Raw genomic sequence first — 15,314 nt, forward strand, 5'->3', positions numbered from 1 at the left:
CGGGGAAGCTCCCACGACGCCGCCAGCGCAGAACGCCACGCGGACAGTACCGGAGAAGCCGCCGGAAGTCAGCATCGCAACCTGCCCGCGCCGACGCCCGCGCCGCCCGCGCCCGCGCCGCCCCCGCCAGCGCCCGCGTTGCCCGGCAACGTGGTGGCGCCAGGGGGCGTCGGGCCGTCGTCGGGGGGTGCTGCGCCGTCGGCTGGAACTGGTGTGCCGCTGGGGGCGCAAGCGCCAGGCGCCGCGCACACAGGCTCCGTGGCGCATGAGGCATTGCCGCCGGTGGTGACGCGGATGATGCCGGCGGTGCTCGTGCACGAACCGGCGACGGCACCTCCTGCGATCGTCGAGCGGGGGCGGGGCGGGCACCCGGCGGGCGACCTGCGGGCGTTGCTGCCGGGTGAGCCGGCGGCGCAGCGGGAGGTGCTGCGGGAGGCGATCGGGTGGCTGGTCGCGCACGTGGACCAGCCGCAGGTCCTGGCGGCGCGGTGTGCGGAGCTCGGGCCGGTGGTGGCGCAGCTCGGGGTGGCGCCGCAGCTCCTCGACACCCTGGCGGTGCTGTTCGTGGACATGCTGCGGGCGAACCCGCCCGGCGTGGTGGTCCGCCGGGATCAGGAGGAGGCGTGGGCGACGACGGGGCGCCTCGTGTCGCGCTGGCTGACGGACGGGGCCGCGGCCGCCGCCCACGAGCCCGCGTCGTGGAGCGCGCCGGTCATCGGGCACGAGCGGCGGCGGGCGGACGCGGCGGTGGTGTGGGTGCGGACGTACCTGCCGTACCCCTGCCTGCCGGGACAACTCGCGGTGGTCGAGACGGCGCGGCTGCCCGGGCGGTGGCGGCGCTGCTGGGTCGGCAACGTCCCGGCCGTGGACAACGTCGTCGAGCTGCACGTCGTCCCGCACCGGGCGGACCCGGTGGGCACGCAGCTCGTGGAGCGGACCGGGGTCGGCGACGTGCTGCGGTTACGGCCCGCGGCCGGGCTGCCGGCAGCGGACCCCGCCGGGCCGCCGGCGGCGCACCCCACCGGGCTGCCAGCGGCGCACCCCGCCGGGCCGCCACGACCAGCGGCGGACGCCCCCGCGACCAGGCCGCTGCTGGTCGTGGCGGCGCGGGACGCAGTGGCGCCGGTCCGGGCGCTGCTGGGCGCGTTGCGGGCGGCCGGGGACCGCCGGGCCGTGACGGTGTTCTGGCCGGCAGCGGTGGAACGGGACCTGTACCGCCTCGCGGACCTCGCCCCGGAGGGCACCGTCGTGATCCGCGACCGCTTCACGCCGGGGCACGAGGACTGGACCGGGCACGACGCGTTCGTCGCCGGTGACGCGGCCATGGTCGCCGCGACCGTGGCCCGCGTCCGGGACGCCGGCGTCGGCACGGACCGCGTCCGCACCGCCACGGACGGGCCGGTGGAAGCGTGAAACCCAGACGCCTTCTGGACTGCACGGTTCCGGCCGGGGTCACCCGATCGGGTGACTGCGGGCCGCCGAAAGGCGGAGGCGCTGAGCGTGTCGTAGCGCATCGGCAGACCGAAAATGCGAGTTTTGTCAGATTGCGGTCAGCACGAGGGCAATCCTTTAGCTTCGGCTCATCTGCCCTACTTCGTGGAGGTGAGATGGGAATCCGGAAGGGTGTCGCCGTCGCCGTGGTGGCGGGCGCCGTCGCGGCAGGGACTGCGGTCCAGGCCGTGCCGGCGTTCGCAGCCGACTACGGCGTCGTGCGCGGCGTGGTCGCCTTGACCAACAACGCACGCGCGCGGGCGGGCTGCGGCCCGGTCACGTTGAGCCCGCGGCTGAGCTACGCCGCGTGGCTGCATTCGAGGGACATGGCGGGCCGCGGCTACTTCTCCCACGGGTCGCCGGGCGGGAGCTCTCCCGGATCCCGGGTGAACTCGGTCGGTTACCGGTGGTCGTCATACGGCGAGAACATCGCCTGGGGCCAGCGCAGCGCCGGTGAGGTCATGGGCGATTGGATGTCCAGCCCTGGCCACCGGGCGAACATCCTCAACTGCCGGTTCCGCAACGTCGGGGTGGCAGTGGCGTACAACGGCCGGGGTGTGCCGTACTGGACCCAGGACTTCGCCAGCCCACGCTGAACACGCTGGAGGCGCAGGACGGGCGGGCGTTCCCGCGGGCACCGACGACCGCCCGCGGGAACGCCGTCGTTTTCAATGCCAGGACTGCCGAGGCCGGAAGAACCGATGGCCTCCATCCGGGTGATCGAATCGCGGCGGGCAGCGTGTCGATCCCGATCTCGTCCGCGTCGTATTTCGCGATCATTTCCTGCAGGCGCATCGCGCCGGGCAGTGAGCCGGCGTGCTCGGCCGGAATAGGCCTGACGTACTTCCTCCAAACGCCATGGAATCGTCGTGGGAAAACGACCATAAAACCATGGCTGTCGATCTAGTTCAGGCCCGGCGGCGGAATTGGCACGCACCGTAAGATCTGCATTACGGAAGCAGGGCCTCCGCAGATCTTGCGGGATTCAGCCAGTTCACAGCCAGGGTTCACCACGTGTTGCCCAGGTGGGCTGGACAGAACGGGCGCCGGACCGCCTAATGGAATGCACCCCGCCGGACCCGCAACCCGGCGCCCGCCGAAGCACCCTGCCCCACCCGCACGTCCCGCCGCACGACACCGTGAGCCGCGCACTTTTGAGCATTCCGCACCGCGTCGACCCGCCGGGCACAGCCGCGGCCGTTCGCGGCTCGGACAACGGCACCCGCCGCTTCGAGCGTCACAACGTCACCTGCATCACCACCCTGGGTAGTTCGCACCCTTCTTCCGGGAGGCCCGCCGTGAACGACACGACTTCCGCCATCCTCACCGAGGCCACCGCCGCCGCGTATGTGGCCGCCGCCGGGTTCCGGGTCGGGCCCGTCGGTCGCGTCGGTGTCGAGCTGGAGTACTGCGTGCGGGACCTGAGCAAGCCGATGCACCGACCCGAACCGGAACGCCTGCTCGGGCTGCTCGCCCACCTCGGCAACCCGCTGCCCGGCGGCAGCGGCGTCACGATCGAGCCCGGCGGTCAGCTGGAGCTGTCCTCCGCGGTCGGCGCGTCGATGGCCGACTGCGTCGCCGCCCTCGCCCGCGACCTCGCCCTGGTCCGGGCCGTCCTCGCCAACCACGGCATGGTCCTGGACGGCACCGGCCTCGACGACGTCCGGGCGCCACTGCTCGTCACCGAACACCCGCGATACGTGGCGCTCGCCGAGTATCACGACCGGTCCGGGCCGAAAGGGCTCGAGGTGATGTGCAACTCCGCCTCGATCCAGGTGTGCCTGGACGCCGGCAGCGACGACGACACGGACTGGGACGGTTACAAGCGCCGCTGGTGGCTCGCCGACGCGATCGGCCCCGTGGTCATGGCCGCGTTCGCCAACTCGCCGCACCGCTCGAAGTCGGGCCGGCGCTGGGTGTCGCACCGGCAGGGCCTGCGCTTCGGCACCGACGCCAGCCGCACCCGGGCACCGCGCCGCGACGACGACCCCCGCGCCGCCTGGTCCCGCTATGCCCTGGCCGCGAAGGTCGCTATGGTCGCCGGCCCCGACCGCTGGCACGTGCCGGCGGGGCTGACGATGCGGGCCTGGCTGCGCGGCCACGGCCCCCGCCCGGTCACCCTGGAGGACCTCGAGCGGCACCTCGGCACCCTCGTCCCGCCCGTGCGCCCCCGTGGCTACCTGGAGCTGCGGATGATCGACCAGCAGCCCGGCGACGGCTGGGTCGTCCCGGTCGCGGTCGTCACCGCCCTGCTCGACGACCCGCAGGGCGCCGAGGTGGCCGCCGCGGCGACCGAGCCGCTGCGCTCCCCGCTGCGACGGCACCGCGACTGGGTCGGCGCCGCCCGCGAGGGGCTCGCCGACCCGGCGCTGGCCGCCGCGGCGCTGCAATGTTTCACCGTCGCGGGTGAAGTCCTGCGACGGCAGGGTGCGCCGCTCACGGTGCGTGACGCGGTCGCGGAGTTCACCGACCGGTATGTCGCCCGCGGCTCCTGCCCAGCCGAGGACCGCCGCGAACAGCGCCGGAAGGTCCGCGTCGGGGCCGGCGGATGAGACGCGGGCGCGGCGACAAAGGTGTGGTATCAAGGGCGTGACGACCCTCGCGCACGACCACAGCTAGGAGCCAAGCCAGTGCGGGACATCGCCGTGTTCAGTGGCAGCGCACACCCCGAGCTGGCGGAGGAGATCTGCACCCAGCTGGAGGTGCCGCTGCTGCCCGTGCGGGTCGACCGCTTCGCCAACGACTGTCTCGAGGTGCAGCTGCAGGCCAACTGCCGCGAGCGGGACGTGTTCCTCATCCAGCCTCTCGTCCCGCCCGTCCAGGAGCACCTCGTCGAGCTGCTGCTCATGCTCGACGCGGCCCGGGGCGCGTCGGCGGCCCGCACGACCGTCGTCATGTCGCACTACGCCTACGCCCGCTCCGACAAGAAGGACGAGCCGCGCATCTCCATCGGCGGGCGGCTCGTCGCCGACCTGCTCAGCGCCGCCGGCGCGTCCCGGGTGCTGACGCTGACCCTGCACTCCCCGCAGGTGCACGGGTTCTTCAGCGTGCCCGTCGACCACCTGCACGCGCTGCGCGAGCTCGCCACGCACTTCCGCGGCCTTGACCTGACCAACAGCGTGGTCGTGTCGCCCGACCTCGGCAACGCGAAGGCGGCCTCCGCGTTCGCCCGGATGCTGGGTGTACCGGTGGCCGCCGGCGCCAAGCAGCGCTTCAGCGACGACCGCGTGGTGATCAGCGCCGTCATCGGTGACATCGAGGGCAAGGACGTCATCGTCCTGGACGACGAGATCGCCCGCGGCAGCACCGTGATCGAGCTCATCGACCGGCTCCGCGAGCGCAACGTGGCGAGCATCAGGGTCGCGTGCACGCACGGGCTGTTCACCGACGGCGCCCTGGACCGGCTCGCCGCCCAGCCGGACGTGCTCGAGATCGTCTGCACCAACAGCGTGCCGATCCCGAAGGCGAAATGGGTCCCCAAGCTGCGCCTGCTGTCGATCGCCCCGGCGATGGCCGAGGCGATGCGCCGCATCCACAACGGCGAGTCGGTCAGCTCGCTGTTCCACTGACCTTGGCGACAGCGCAGGCCGGCACGCCCGTCGTCGCAGTCCTCGGGCCGATGCGCGCCGGGATCGGCGGGCGGCCGGTGGACCTCGGCGGGCCGCGGCAGCGGGCGGTGCTGGCCCGGCTCGTCGCGGCCGGCGGGCACGTCGTGCCGACCGACAGGTTCATCGACGACCTCTGGCATGGTGTACCGCCACCGAAGGCCCTCGCCGCCCTGCAGGTGTACGTGTCGAACCTGCGCCGCGTCCTGGAACCTGGCAGGGCACCCCGCACCCCGGCGAGCGTGCTGGTGACCGCGGCACCGGGGTACGCGCTGCACCTGCCGGTGGGTGACGTCGACGCGTGGCGGTTCGAGGCGCTGCTCCGCGACGGCAGCACCATCGCGGAGCGGGACCCGGCCCGCGCCGACCCGCTGCTGCGGGAGGCCCTGGCCGTGTGGGCCGGCCCGGCGTACGCGGAGTTCGCCGACGAACCCTGGGCGGTGCCGGAGGCGGGACGGCTGGAGGAGCTGCGGCTCGCGTGCGTCGAGGCGGGCGGGCGGGTCGCGGTGCGCCTCGGCCGGGCCGCGCTCGTCGTGCCGGCCCTGGAGCGGCACGTCCAGGCCCACCCCCTGCGCGAGGAGGCGGTGCACCTCCTGGCTTCGGCGCTGTACGCGGCCGGCCGGCAGGGTGACGCCCTGGCGGTGCTGCGTGGGGCGCGGGAGCGGCTCGTGGCGGAGCTCGGCGTGGACCCGGGGCCGGGGCTGCGGGCACTGGAGGCGGACGTCCTCGCCCAGGCGCCGCACCTCGACGCAGGGCGGTCGCGACAGGGTCCGTCGCCCGAGCCGGTCCTCGGTGGCGGGGTGGGCGGCGGGGCTTCCTCGCCTGATCCGGTCCTCAGCGGGGCGGGTGGACCTTCCTCGCCGGCCGGCGCACCGGACGGGCCATGGCGGGAGGCGACACCGGGCACTGACGCATCCGGCCCGGTATTTGGCACCGACCCGTCGGAGGGGCACCGCGGTAACCCTGGCGCCGACGCAAACGCGAAGAGCTTCGGGCGCGAACAGGAACTCGCGACCCTCGGCCGGGTGGCCGAGGAGGTGGTGCGCGACGGGTTGCGGGTCGTGTGGGTCGGCGGGGAGGCGGGCGCGGGGAAGACGACGCTGCTGCGGATGTTCGCGGCGGGGCTCGGCTGGCGGGTCGCGTGGGGGAGGTGCCCCGAGGTGGACGGCGCGCCGCCGGCGTGGGCGTGGAGCGAGGTGCTGCGGGCCCTGCCGCCCGACGAGGCCGCGGCGGACGCCCGCCTCGCGCCGCTGCTGGACCCCGAGGCCCGCGGCGAGTCGGCCGGTGGTGGGCAGTTCGCGCTCGCGCAGGCCGTCGGGGAGCACCTCGCCGGGTTCGGGCCGCTGCTGGTCGTGCTCGACGACGTGCACCGCGCCGACGGGGAGACGCTGCAGGTGCTGCGGCACGTCGCGGTCGCGGTCGCGGACCGGCCGCTGCTGCTGGTCGCCACCCACCGGCCCGGCGAGTCCCGGCCGCACCTGGACCCGGTCCGGGCCGCCCTCGCCGGGCACCGCGCCGTCGACGTCGAGCTCGGCGGGCTCGACCCGGACGCCGCCGGGGCGCTGCTGCGCGGGTTCGGGGTGCCGGAGGACGCCGTCGACGTGGTGGTCGAGCGGACCGGCGGCAACCCGTTGTTCCTCACCGAGACGGCCCGGCTGGTCTCCGCCGAGGGCGCCGACAGCGCGGTGCGGGCCATCCCGTCCGGGATCGGGCACGTGCTGCGGCGGCGGCTGACCCGGCTGCCCGCGCCGGCGCAGACGGTGCTGCGGCACGCCGCCGTCCTCGGCCGCGACGTCGACATCGACCTGCTCGTCGCGGCCGACGGGTCCAGTGAGGACGCGGTGCTCGACGCGCTGGAGGCCGGCGTGGTCTCGGGGCTCCTCGAGGAACCGGCGGCGGGCCGGGTCCGGTTCACCCACGCGCTGCTGCGCGACGTGCTGTACGACGACATGCCCCTGCTGCGCCGGCGCCGGCTGCACGCCCGGGTCCTCGCCGCGCTGGAGTCCCTGAGGTCTGTGGACGTCGCCGCGCTCGGCCACCACGCCCTCGCCGCGGCCACCCCGGCGACCGCGCCCACGGCCGCCGGGTATGCCGCCGCGGCGGCCCGGCAGGCGGCCGGCCTGTACGCGCACCGCGAGGCGGCGACCCTGTTCCGTGGCGCGCTGGAGGCCGGCCCGCTGCCGCCGGTGCTGCGCCACGACCTGCTGTGCGGGCTGACGTCCGCGCTCGCCAACGCCGGTGACGTGCTCGCCGCGCGGGCCGCGCGGGCCGAGGCTCTGGTGGCGGCCGGGCTCGCCGGGGTACCGGCGGGGGCGGCGCTCACCGCGTACGACGCGCCGGTCGCCTGGACGATCCGCGCCGACCGGGCCGTGGACACCGAGCTCGTCGCGGCGCTGGAAGCGGCACTGGCTGCAACTTCGGGCGCGGCCGACGCGGCTTCGGGCGTGGCCGACGCGGCGACCCGGTGCCGGCTGCTGGTGGCGCTGGTCTACGAGCTGGAGGGCGACGACCTGGAGCGCTGCGACGCGGCCAGCGCCGAGGCCCTCACCCTCGCCGGCGACGACCCGCTGCTGCGCTGCCACGCCCTGAACGCCCGCTACTTCGCCGTGCTCAACCCGGCCCGCCGGCGCGAACTGCCCGCCGTCGGCGCGCGGCTGCTGGAGGTCGCGACGGCGGCGGGGCTCGTACAGTTCCAGGCGCAGGCGCACCACGTGCTGTTCCAGGTCGCCCTCGAACGCAACGACCTCACCGCCGCGCAGGACCACGTCGACCGGGCCGTCCGGCACGCCACCGCCGGCCAGCTCGGCGTGGCGCTGTCGGTGATGGCGCTGTTCGCCGCCGTGCGGGCCGTGTTCGCCGGCGACCTCGCCACCGCCGAACGGCTCTACACGCAGCTGTCGGCCCGCATCGCCCGCACCGGCCAGCCGAACGCCGCCCTCGTCGGGGTCGCCGGGGTGTTCTTCGTGCATCTCGCCGCCGGCACGACCCACACGCTGCTGCCGATGCTGCGGCCGGTGCACGAGCGGCTCCCCGACGCCCTCAACGACTACATGGTCCGGGCCCTGCTGGACGGCGGCCGGGTGCAGGAGGCCGCGGCCCTCTGGTCGCCGGACGCCGTTGCGGTCCGCGAGGACTACTACTGGCTGGCGTGGACCGGCCTGCGCGGGTTGAACGCCGCCGCCCTGCGCAGTGAGCCGCACGCCCGCGACCTGTACGCGGCACTGCTGCCGTGGGCGGGGCAGTTCGTCGGGCTGGCCAGTGGCTCCCTGATCGGCCCGCCGGTGGACCTGGTCCTCGCCGACCTCGCCGACGTGCTCGGCGACACCGCCGCGGCGTCCGCGCACCGGGCGGCAGGCAACGCGCTGGCCGCCGCCACCGGTGCGAAGCCATGGCTCAACCCGCCGGGAAGATGACCGCCTCCCGCCGGGCGAACCCGCGGCGGGTCACCGTGAGCAGCACCCGCAGCACCGGCCCGGCCAGGCGCTTGAGCTCGGCGAGCTCCGCGGGCGTCGCGTAGCGCTCGATGCGCGGCAGCTCGAAGCCCATCTTCCCGCCCTTGCGCACGGCGGCCTCCACCTTGGCCCAGTCGGCGTCGGACACGTACCGCTGGATCACCGGGAACACGGTGCGCTCCTCGTCCTCGATGTGCTCGTCGAGCAGGTCCCGCAGCGTCCCGAGCAGGTCCGCCAGCCGGTGCGCGGCGGCCCGGTCGTGCGGCGCCGCGGCCAGGGTCGCGGCGTCCCGGCGGATCGCGTCGAGCAGCGGGTCGAGCTGCCGGTGGTCGTCGGTGAGCTCCCGCAGGTCGACCTCCGCACCCGCGCTCGCCTCCAGCACCGGCCACAGCACGTCGTCCTCGGCCTGGTGATGGTGGTGGATCCCGTCGCAGAGCGTCTCCAGGTAGGCGGCGACGGCCGTGGCCCGCGTCGGCGTGCTCGGCGTGACACCGTCGGCGACGTCCCGCAGCAGCGCCGCGAACCGGTGCGCGTCCCCACGCATCGACCGGTGGTTGACAGTGATCCCAACAAGGTTCGGCACGGTGTTCTCTCCTCAGGTCAGATGTTCGACCCCGAGCACAACCCGCCCCACTTGGTCGCCACTTAAAGCCGGGTTGCCGCCGCTCCGGGCGACCCGACCGGACACGGTGCGCAGCCGCATGAATACGGAGGTTGTGCAAGTTTCGGCCGTGGGTCGGCGGTGAGGTTTCCGGCACATGAACCCGGGTCACCTTCTGGGGCCGTCCGGGTTACGCTCACGTCGATGACGATCGAGGTCCAGGGCGCCGGGCGCCGCTTGCAGGTCGGCACCGCCACCGAAATTGGCCGGCGGTATCCGGCCAATTTCGACGTGCTGCACACCGCTGAGCTGCAGCGCCGCCCCGGGCTGTGCGCGGTCGTCGCCGACGGCATGGGCGCCAGCGAGGGCAGCCGGACCGCCGGGCGGACCGCCGTGGACATCTTCACCACCGCGGTGCAGGAGCACCGGGGGCCGTTCGCGCCGCCGCCGCTGTTCGCCGCGGTCGCCGACGCGCAGCGGCAGGTCCGCGCCGCCGGCAAGTCCCTGCGGGAGCTGACCGGCTGCACACTGACGGCGCTCGTCGCCGACGCCACCGGGGCCTGGGTCACGCAGATCGGCGACTCCCGGGTGTACCGGTTGCGCGGCGGGCTGCTGGAGCTGCTCACCATCGACCACACCGAGGCGTGGCTCGGTGCCGTGCACGGCTGGTATCCGGCGGACTCCCCGCAGGCGGAGGCGGCCCGCTACCAGCTGCACCGCTTCATCGGCCATCCGGGCCTGCCGGAGCCCGACGTGCTGAGCGTCACCATGTTCCCCGGCGACGTCTACTGCCTGTGCACTGACGGGATCGCCGAGCAGGTGCCGTATCAGCTCCTGGAGCGCACGCTGAGCTCGGGCGCGCCGCCGGACGCGATGGCCTCGGCGCTGGTCGCGGCGTCGCTGGAGGCCGGCGGCCGCGACAACGCCACGGCCGTCGTCGTCAAGGTCTACTGAGGCCTGAGGCGTGGTTCCAGCGCCTGGCTGGGCCGATCCGGGGCAGCCGGGGCGAGGCGTTGGGCGCCGTCGCAGCCCGGCATCCACGGACCAAAAACGCCTCAGATGACCAGGTCGGGCGCGGGGCGCTCGGCGGTCACCGTGAGCGCCTCGACGTGCCGGTGCGATGCCGGGCCGTCCGCGTCCGGGGCGGCGTCGGCCTCGTCGGCGACGACCTCCAGGGCCGCCCACAGCACCGCGAGGGCGTCGCTGGAGCCGCTGACGTGCAGCGCCGGGCCGCCGCGCAGCTGCACGGCGATCGCGCCGTCGCCGCGCTGCTGGACCAGCGCGCCGTTGCGGATGCGCTGCTCGAACACGTCACCGGCGGCCCGCAGCCGCCCGGCCAGGTCGCGCAGGGCGGCCGGCGGGCCGGCCAGGTCGAACACGTCACCCGCGACCCGCAGGCGGCACGGCAGCTGATCATCCACGCCGACCAACCTAACGCACGGCCCTGACGCACGGCGCGGTCAGTGCTTGAAGCCGCCGACGATCGCCCGGAGCTCCTCCGACATGGTGGTCAGCTCGGCGGCCGCGGTGCGGGTCGCCTGGGCGCCGTGCATCGTGTTGTCGGCGGCGTGCACGACCTCGCCGATGCCGCCGTTGATGCGGTCCGCGCCGCTGGCGGCCACGTTCAGGTCGCCCGCCATGCTGGTCGTGACCGCGCTCTGCTCCTCGACCGCCGAGGCGATCGTGGTCTGGTATTCGTTGATCCGGCCGATCACCCGGGCGATCTCCGAGATCGACTCGACGGCGCTGGACGTGTCGGTCTGGATCGCGCGGACCCGCTGCCCGATCTCCTCCGTGGCCTTCGCGGTCTCCTGCGCCAGGTCCTTGACCTCGCCGGCGACGACCGCGAAGCCCTTGCCGGCCTCGCCCGCGCGGGCCGCCTCGATGGTCGCGTTGAGCGCCAGGAGGTTCGTCTGCTCCGCGATCGACGTGATCACCTTGATGACGTCGCCGATCTCCGCCGACGACGAGCCGAGCCGGACCATGATCTGCTCCGCGGCGGCGGACGCGTCGACGGCCTGACCGGCCACGGACGCCGCCTCCGAGGTGCTGACCGCGATCTCGCGGATCGAGGCGTTCATCTCCTCCGCGCCGGACGCGACCGCCTGGACGCTGCTGGAGACCTCGTGCGACGAGCCGCTGATCTTCGACACCTCGCCGGCGGTGCGTTCGGCGCCGTCGGCGAGGCCGCGGCTGGCGTTCTGCAGCTCGTCGGCGCGGCTGGCGAGGCTCGTGCTGCTGCTCGCCAGGGTCCGCACCGCGTTGCGCATCCGGGTCGTCGCCCGGCTCAGTGCCGCGGCCATCTGCCCGAGCTCGTTGTCCGCGGTGAACTGCGTCTCCCGCGTCAGGTCGCCCTCACCGACGGCGGTCAGCACGTCACGGACCTGCAGCAGCGGCTTGAGGATCGCCTGGGCCAGCAGCATCGCGACGGCGATTGCGAGGATCAGCCCGCCGATGAGGACCACGGCGACCAGCACCCTGGCCTGGTCGCGGGCCTCGTTGGCGTCGGCGAGCCGGGCCTCCGCGGTGGTGCGGGATACCTCGGCGAGGGTGCTGAGGTGCTTGACCGCCTCCTCCGCCTTCGGTGATCCCTTCTGGGTGAGCAGCGCCTGGCCCTCGGCGGCCTTGCCGGCCGCGATGAGTTGCTGGCCCTGCAGGAGCACCGCGGTGTACTCGGCCCAGGTGGTGGTGAACCGGTCGATCGCGGCCCGCTGGGCGGCGTCGATGTCACGGGCGGCGAACTGCTTCGCCGCCGCGTCGACCCGTGTCGCCGCCTGGTCCCGCGACTGGCTGAACTGCGCGCGGGATGCCGGGTCGGTGATGGTGTTCGCGCCGATGCCGTAGAAGCGGTACTGCCACACCGCAGCCCGTAGGTCCGCGGCGTCGGCCGCGGGCAGCAGCGCGCGGGTGTACATCTCCTTCGCGCTGTCGGCGACGTCGGAGATCTTGACCAGGCCGATCCCGCCGACCGCGGCGGCCACGAGACCAGCGACGGCGACGGCGATCATGATGTTGTGACGCACCTTGAGCGAGGCGAACCGCCCCTGCGACGAACCCACCGGACAACCCCCTGTTAGCTCTTCGACTGCTCCTATCGGTCGCGTCGAGGGGGAGCTGAGCACTACCTGTACAGCTGCCGCATCAGGCGACAAAGCGGGCCCGGCCGGACAGGACGGCGAACACCGCCATGACCGCCGTCAGCGCGCACAGGACCGCCATGGGCAGCGTCCACGAGCCGCTGCCGTCGCGCAGGGCGCCGAACAGGACCGGCCCCGCGGCGGCGACCGTGTACCCGATGGTCTGCGCCATCCCGGACAGCGCCGCGGCCTGCGCGTGGTTCCGGGTGCGGAGGCTGAACAGCGACAGGCACACGACCAGGACCCCGCCCGCGCCGAAGCCGGCCACCACGACCGAGACCAGCGTCCACGCCGTGGTCCACGGCAGCCATTGCAGCCCGGCGATGCCGAACCCGATGCACGCGACCCCGGCGAGCCCGACCAGCCGCTGGTCCCGCATCCGGTGCAGGGCGACCGGCGTCACGAGGTTCGCGGCGACGGCGGCGGCGAGGTATGCGAACAGGTGCCAGCCGGCCGCCTGCGCCGGGATGCCGTGGTCGCGTTCCAGGGACGGCAGCCAGGTGATGAGCACGTAGAACGCCATGGACTGCAGCCCCATGAAGACCGTCACCTGCCAGGCGAGCGCGGTCCGCCAGGGTGGCCGGCCGGCGCCGCCGGCCGTGGCGCCGCCGCCGGGAGGGGCCGGCCGCGGGTGCAGCATGCGGGGCAGCCAGGCGAGGGCGGCCACCGCGACCAGTGCCACCCAGCAGGCGAGGGCCGCCCGCCAGCCGCCGGCGAGCGCCGCGAGGGGCACCGCCGTGCCGGAGGCGACGGCCGCCACCACGCTCTGCGTCGCCGAGTAGCCGCCGGACAGCTGCGCCACCCGCGCCGGGTGGTCGCGTTTGACCAGGCTGGGCAGGAGCACGTTGAACCCGGCGATCGCCGCGCCGACCGCCGCCGTGCCGAGCCACAGCGCCACGGGAACCGGGGTGGAGCGCACCGCGATCCCGGTGGCGAGGACGACGACGGCCAGGCCGAGGGCGCGCTCCAGGCCGATCCGCCGGGCGACCAGCGGCGCCACGGGGGAGAAGCCGGCGAACGCGAGCAGCGGCAGGGTCGTGAGCAGCCCGGCGGCCGCCCCCGACAGGTGCTGCGAGCTTCGGATGTCCGCGACGAGCGGCCCGACCGACGTCAGCGGCGCCCGGCCGATGGCGCCCAGCAGCAGGATGCCGCCGACGTGCCGTTTCACAGTGTGTCGGCGATCATCCGCAGCGCCTCGGCCAGGTCGTGGCCGGTCGGGGCGTTGGCCGGGTCGATCAGCCACTGGGTGAGCACGCCGCTGATCAGGGCCTGGTAGAACGAGCCGAGCTGGAACGCCTTCTGCGGCTCGGTGGCGATGTCGACGTTGTGGAACACCGACGCCCACAGCCCGCGCGCGTCCTGCATCCCTTCGGTGATCATGGCGCGGATCGCGGGCGCGTGCTCCATCTGCAGGAACGCGTCGAAGGACGCCATGAACGCGGGCCGGTGCCCGGCGATCGAGGCGATGACGCTGTTCCAGTACGCCTCGAAGCGCGCCAGGCCCTGCAGTCCGTCGGCGTTGGTGGCCAGCAGCGCGGTGGCCAGCTGCGTGCCCCAGTCCTCGAGGGCCTTCTCCAGGGCTGCGTTGAGCAGCGCCTCGGTGGAGCCGTAGTGGTAGCCGATCGAGCCGAGGTTGGTGCCGGACGCGGCGACGATGTCGCGGGCGGTGGTCCGCCCGTAGCCCTTCTCGTAGATGCAGCGCACGGCGCCGTCGAGAAGGTCTTCGCGATGTCCCATGGTCCAGATCCTAGGGTCTATACAAACGTATAAGACGAACGTATATTTCCGTGTCATGGACATCCTGATCTCCGGCGCCAGCGTCGCCGGCCCCTCCCTCGCCCTCTGGCTGCACCGCGCCGGCCACCGCGTCACCGTCGTGGAGCGCGCTCCCACGCTGCGCGGCGGCGGCTACGCGGTGGACTTCCGCGGCAAGGTCCACCTGGAGGTCCTGCGGCGGATGGGCCTGCTCGACGCCATGCGGGCCCGGGCCACCCACATGGGCGACATCGCGATCGTCGACCGCGCCGGCGCGGTCAAGGCCACCCTGCCGTCCGCGATCTTCAGCGGCGACCTCGAGCTGCTGCGCGGCGACCTCGGCGAGGTGCTCTACGCCGCGACCCGCGAGCACGTCGACTACGTCTTCGGCGACTCGATCGCCACCATCACCCAGGACGCGGACGGCGTCGACGTCACGTTCGAGCGCGGCGCACCCGCCCGGTTCGACCTGGTCGTCGGCGCGGACGGGGTCAACTCGAAGGTCCGCGACCTGGTGTTCGGCCCGGTGCCGCAGCGCTCCCTCGGGGTGTACGGCTGCATCTTCACGATGGCCAACGAGTTCGGCCTGGATCGCGCGGGCCTGATGTACAACGAGCCCCGCCGCACCGTCACGATCGGCGGGATCAACCCGGAGAAGGCGGTCATCTCCCTCTTCTTCACCGCCGACGGGGTCTTCACCGCCGACGGGCTGGAGCATGACCGGCGCGACGTCGAGCAGCAGCGGCGCATCGTCGCCGACGCGTTCGCCGGCACCGGCTGGAAGGTGCCGCGCCTGCTCGAAGCCATGCGCACCGCGCCCGACTTCTGGTTCGACTCCACCACGCAGGTCCGGATGGAGCGCTGGTCACACGGCCGCGTGGTGCTCCTGGGCGACGCCGGCTACGCGGGTGGCCCGGGCGGCAACGGCACCGGCCTCGCGGTCGTCGGGGCCCACGTCCTGGCCGGTGAACTGGGAAGGTTGCCGTTCGAGCGGGCGTTCGAGGTGTACGAGCAGCGCCTGCGCCCCTACGTCGCCACCTGCCAGAAACAGGCGTCTGGGAGCTCGGACTTCCTGGTTCCCTCGACCGAGAAGAAGATCGCCCAGCGGGACCGGTTCTTCCGCACGATCCGCTACCTGCCGCCGGTGAAACACCTGTTCAGGCACCTTGCGACCCGCACCGCGACCGCCTTCGACCTGCCCGACTACGGTGGCCTGGGTCACACGCGGGACCTTTCCGGGAACAGAGGGAACGTTTTGTAACTTAAGCCTGGC

General features: G+C 73.9%; 12 protein-coding genes. 7 read left to right on the top strand and 5 right to left on the bottom strand.

What is annotated here, in order from left to right:
- Positions 1-258 precede the first annotated feature (258 nt).
- The 5 genes from AB0K00_RS54550 (at position 259) to AB0K00_RS54570 (ending at position 8,509) form a co-directional block, all read left to right on the top strand.
- Positions 259-1,413: a hypothetical protein gene (locus tag AB0K00_RS54550; protein WP_363539028.1), complete on the top strand. Its 1,155-nt coding sequence runs from the start codon at positions 259-261 to the stop codon at positions 1,411-1,413.
- A 194-nt stretch (positions 1,414-1,607) separates the two neighbouring features.
- Positions 1,608-2,087 (top strand): CAP domain-containing protein, encoded by a 480-nt coding sequence (locus AB0K00_RS54555; protein ID WP_363539030.1) that lies wholly within the window; start codon positions 1,608-1,610, stop codon positions 2,085-2,087.
- Between the two features lie 702 nt (positions 2,088-2,789).
- Positions 2,790-4,043 carry a glutamate-cysteine ligase family protein gene (locus tag AB0K00_RS54560; protein WP_363539032.1) on the top strand — a complete coding sequence of 418 codons (1,254 nt, stop codon included), beginning with the start codon at positions 2,790-2,792 and terminating at the stop codon, positions 4,041-4,043.
- Between the two features lie 78 nt (positions 4,044-4,121).
- Positions 4,122-5,060 (top strand): ribose-phosphate pyrophosphokinase, encoded by a 939-nt coding sequence (locus AB0K00_RS54565; protein WP_363539034.1) that lies wholly within the window; start codon positions 4,122-4,124, stop codon positions 5,058-5,060.
- A 2-nt stretch (positions 5,061-5,062) separates the two neighbouring features.
- Complete coding sequence (locus tag AB0K00_RS54570) at positions 5,063-8,509, top strand: BTAD domain-containing putative transcriptional regulator (protein ID WP_363539036.1); 3,447 nt, start codon at positions 5,063-5,065, stop codon at positions 8,507-8,509.
- On the opposite strand, the gene AB0K00_RS54575 is transcribed toward AB0K00_RS54570, so the two are convergent.
- Positions 8,490-9,131, bottom strand: coding sequence for a hemerythrin domain-containing protein (locus tag AB0K00_RS54575; RefSeq protein WP_363539038.1), 642 nt, complete (start codon positions 9,129-9,131; stop codon positions 8,490-8,492). The genes AB0K00_RS54570 and AB0K00_RS54575 overlap by 20 nt on opposite strands.
- Before the next feature lie 222 nt (positions 9,132-9,353).
- Between AB0K00_RS54575 and AB0K00_RS54580 the strand changes: the two genes are divergently transcribed.
- Positions 9,354-10,103: a protein phosphatase 2C domain-containing protein gene (locus tag AB0K00_RS54580; RefSeq protein WP_363539040.1), complete on the top strand. Its 750-nt coding sequence runs from the start codon at positions 9,354-9,356 to the stop codon at positions 10,101-10,103.
- Between the two features lie 101 nt (positions 10,104-10,204).
- On the opposite strand, the gene AB0K00_RS54585 is transcribed toward AB0K00_RS54580, so the two are convergent.
- The 4 genes from AB0K00_RS54585 to AB0K00_RS54600 form a co-directional block, all read right to left on the bottom strand.
- Positions 10,205-10,570: a hypothetical protein gene (locus tag AB0K00_RS54585; RefSeq protein ID WP_363539042.1), complete on the bottom strand. Its 366-nt coding sequence runs from the start codon at positions 10,568-10,570 to the stop codon at positions 10,205-10,207.
- A gap of 39 nt (positions 10,571-10,609) precedes the next feature.
- The gene (locus AB0K00_RS54590) at positions 10,610-12,208 is read right to left on the bottom strand and encodes a methyl-accepting chemotaxis protein (protein ID WP_363539044.1); all 1,599 of its coding nucleotides are present in this window, start codon (positions 12,206-12,208) and stop codon (positions 10,610-10,612) included.
- An 82-nt stretch (positions 12,209-12,290) separates the two neighbouring features.
- Positions 12,291-13,454, bottom strand: a complete 1,164-nt coding sequence (locus AB0K00_RS54595) for an MFS transporter (RefSeq protein WP_363539046.1) — start codon at positions 13,452-13,454, stop codon at positions 12,291-12,293.
- Positions 13,451-14,023, bottom strand: a complete 573-nt coding sequence (locus AB0K00_RS54600) for a TetR/AcrR family transcriptional regulator (protein ID WP_363539048.1) — start codon at positions 14,021-14,023, stop codon at positions 13,451-13,453. Before AB0K00_RS54600 ends, AB0K00_RS54595 begins: the two co-directional genes overlap by 4 nt.
- Positions 14,024-14,078: 55 nt before the next feature.
- Here AB0K00_RS54600 and AB0K00_RS54605 point away from each other — a divergent pair, with 55 nt between their 5' ends.
- On the top strand, positions 14,079-15,302 hold the full coding sequence (locus AB0K00_RS54605) for an FAD-dependent monooxygenase (protein WP_363539050.1): 1,224 nt from the start codon (positions 14,079-14,081) through the stop codon (positions 15,300-15,302).
- Positions 15,303-15,314: the final 12 nt, after the last annotated feature.

Origin of the sequence: Dactylosporangium sp. NPDC049525 (assembly GCF_040676755.1) — a bacterium.
GTDB lineage: Bacteria > Actinomycetota > Actinomycetes > Mycobacteriales > Micromonosporaceae > Dactylosporangium.

Bases quoted from the DNA above. Each gene is read 5' to 3' on its own strand.
- AB0K00_RS54580 (WP_363539040.1), top strand. From the start codon at position 9,354: ATGACGATCGAGGTCCAGGGCGCCGGGCGCCGCTTGCAGGTCGGCACC.
- AB0K00_RS54555 (WP_363539030.1), top strand. From the start codon at position 1,608: ATGGGAATCCGGAAGGGTGTCGCCGTCGCCGTGGTGGCGGGCGCCGTC.
- AB0K00_RS54600 (WP_363539048.1), bottom strand. From the start codon at position 14,023: ATGGGACATCGCGAAGACCTTCTCGACGGCGCCGTGCGCTGCATCTAC.
- AB0K00_RS54605 (WP_363539050.1), top strand. From the start codon at position 14,079: ATGGACATCCTGATCTCCGGCGCCAGCGTCGCCGGCCCCTCCCTCGCC.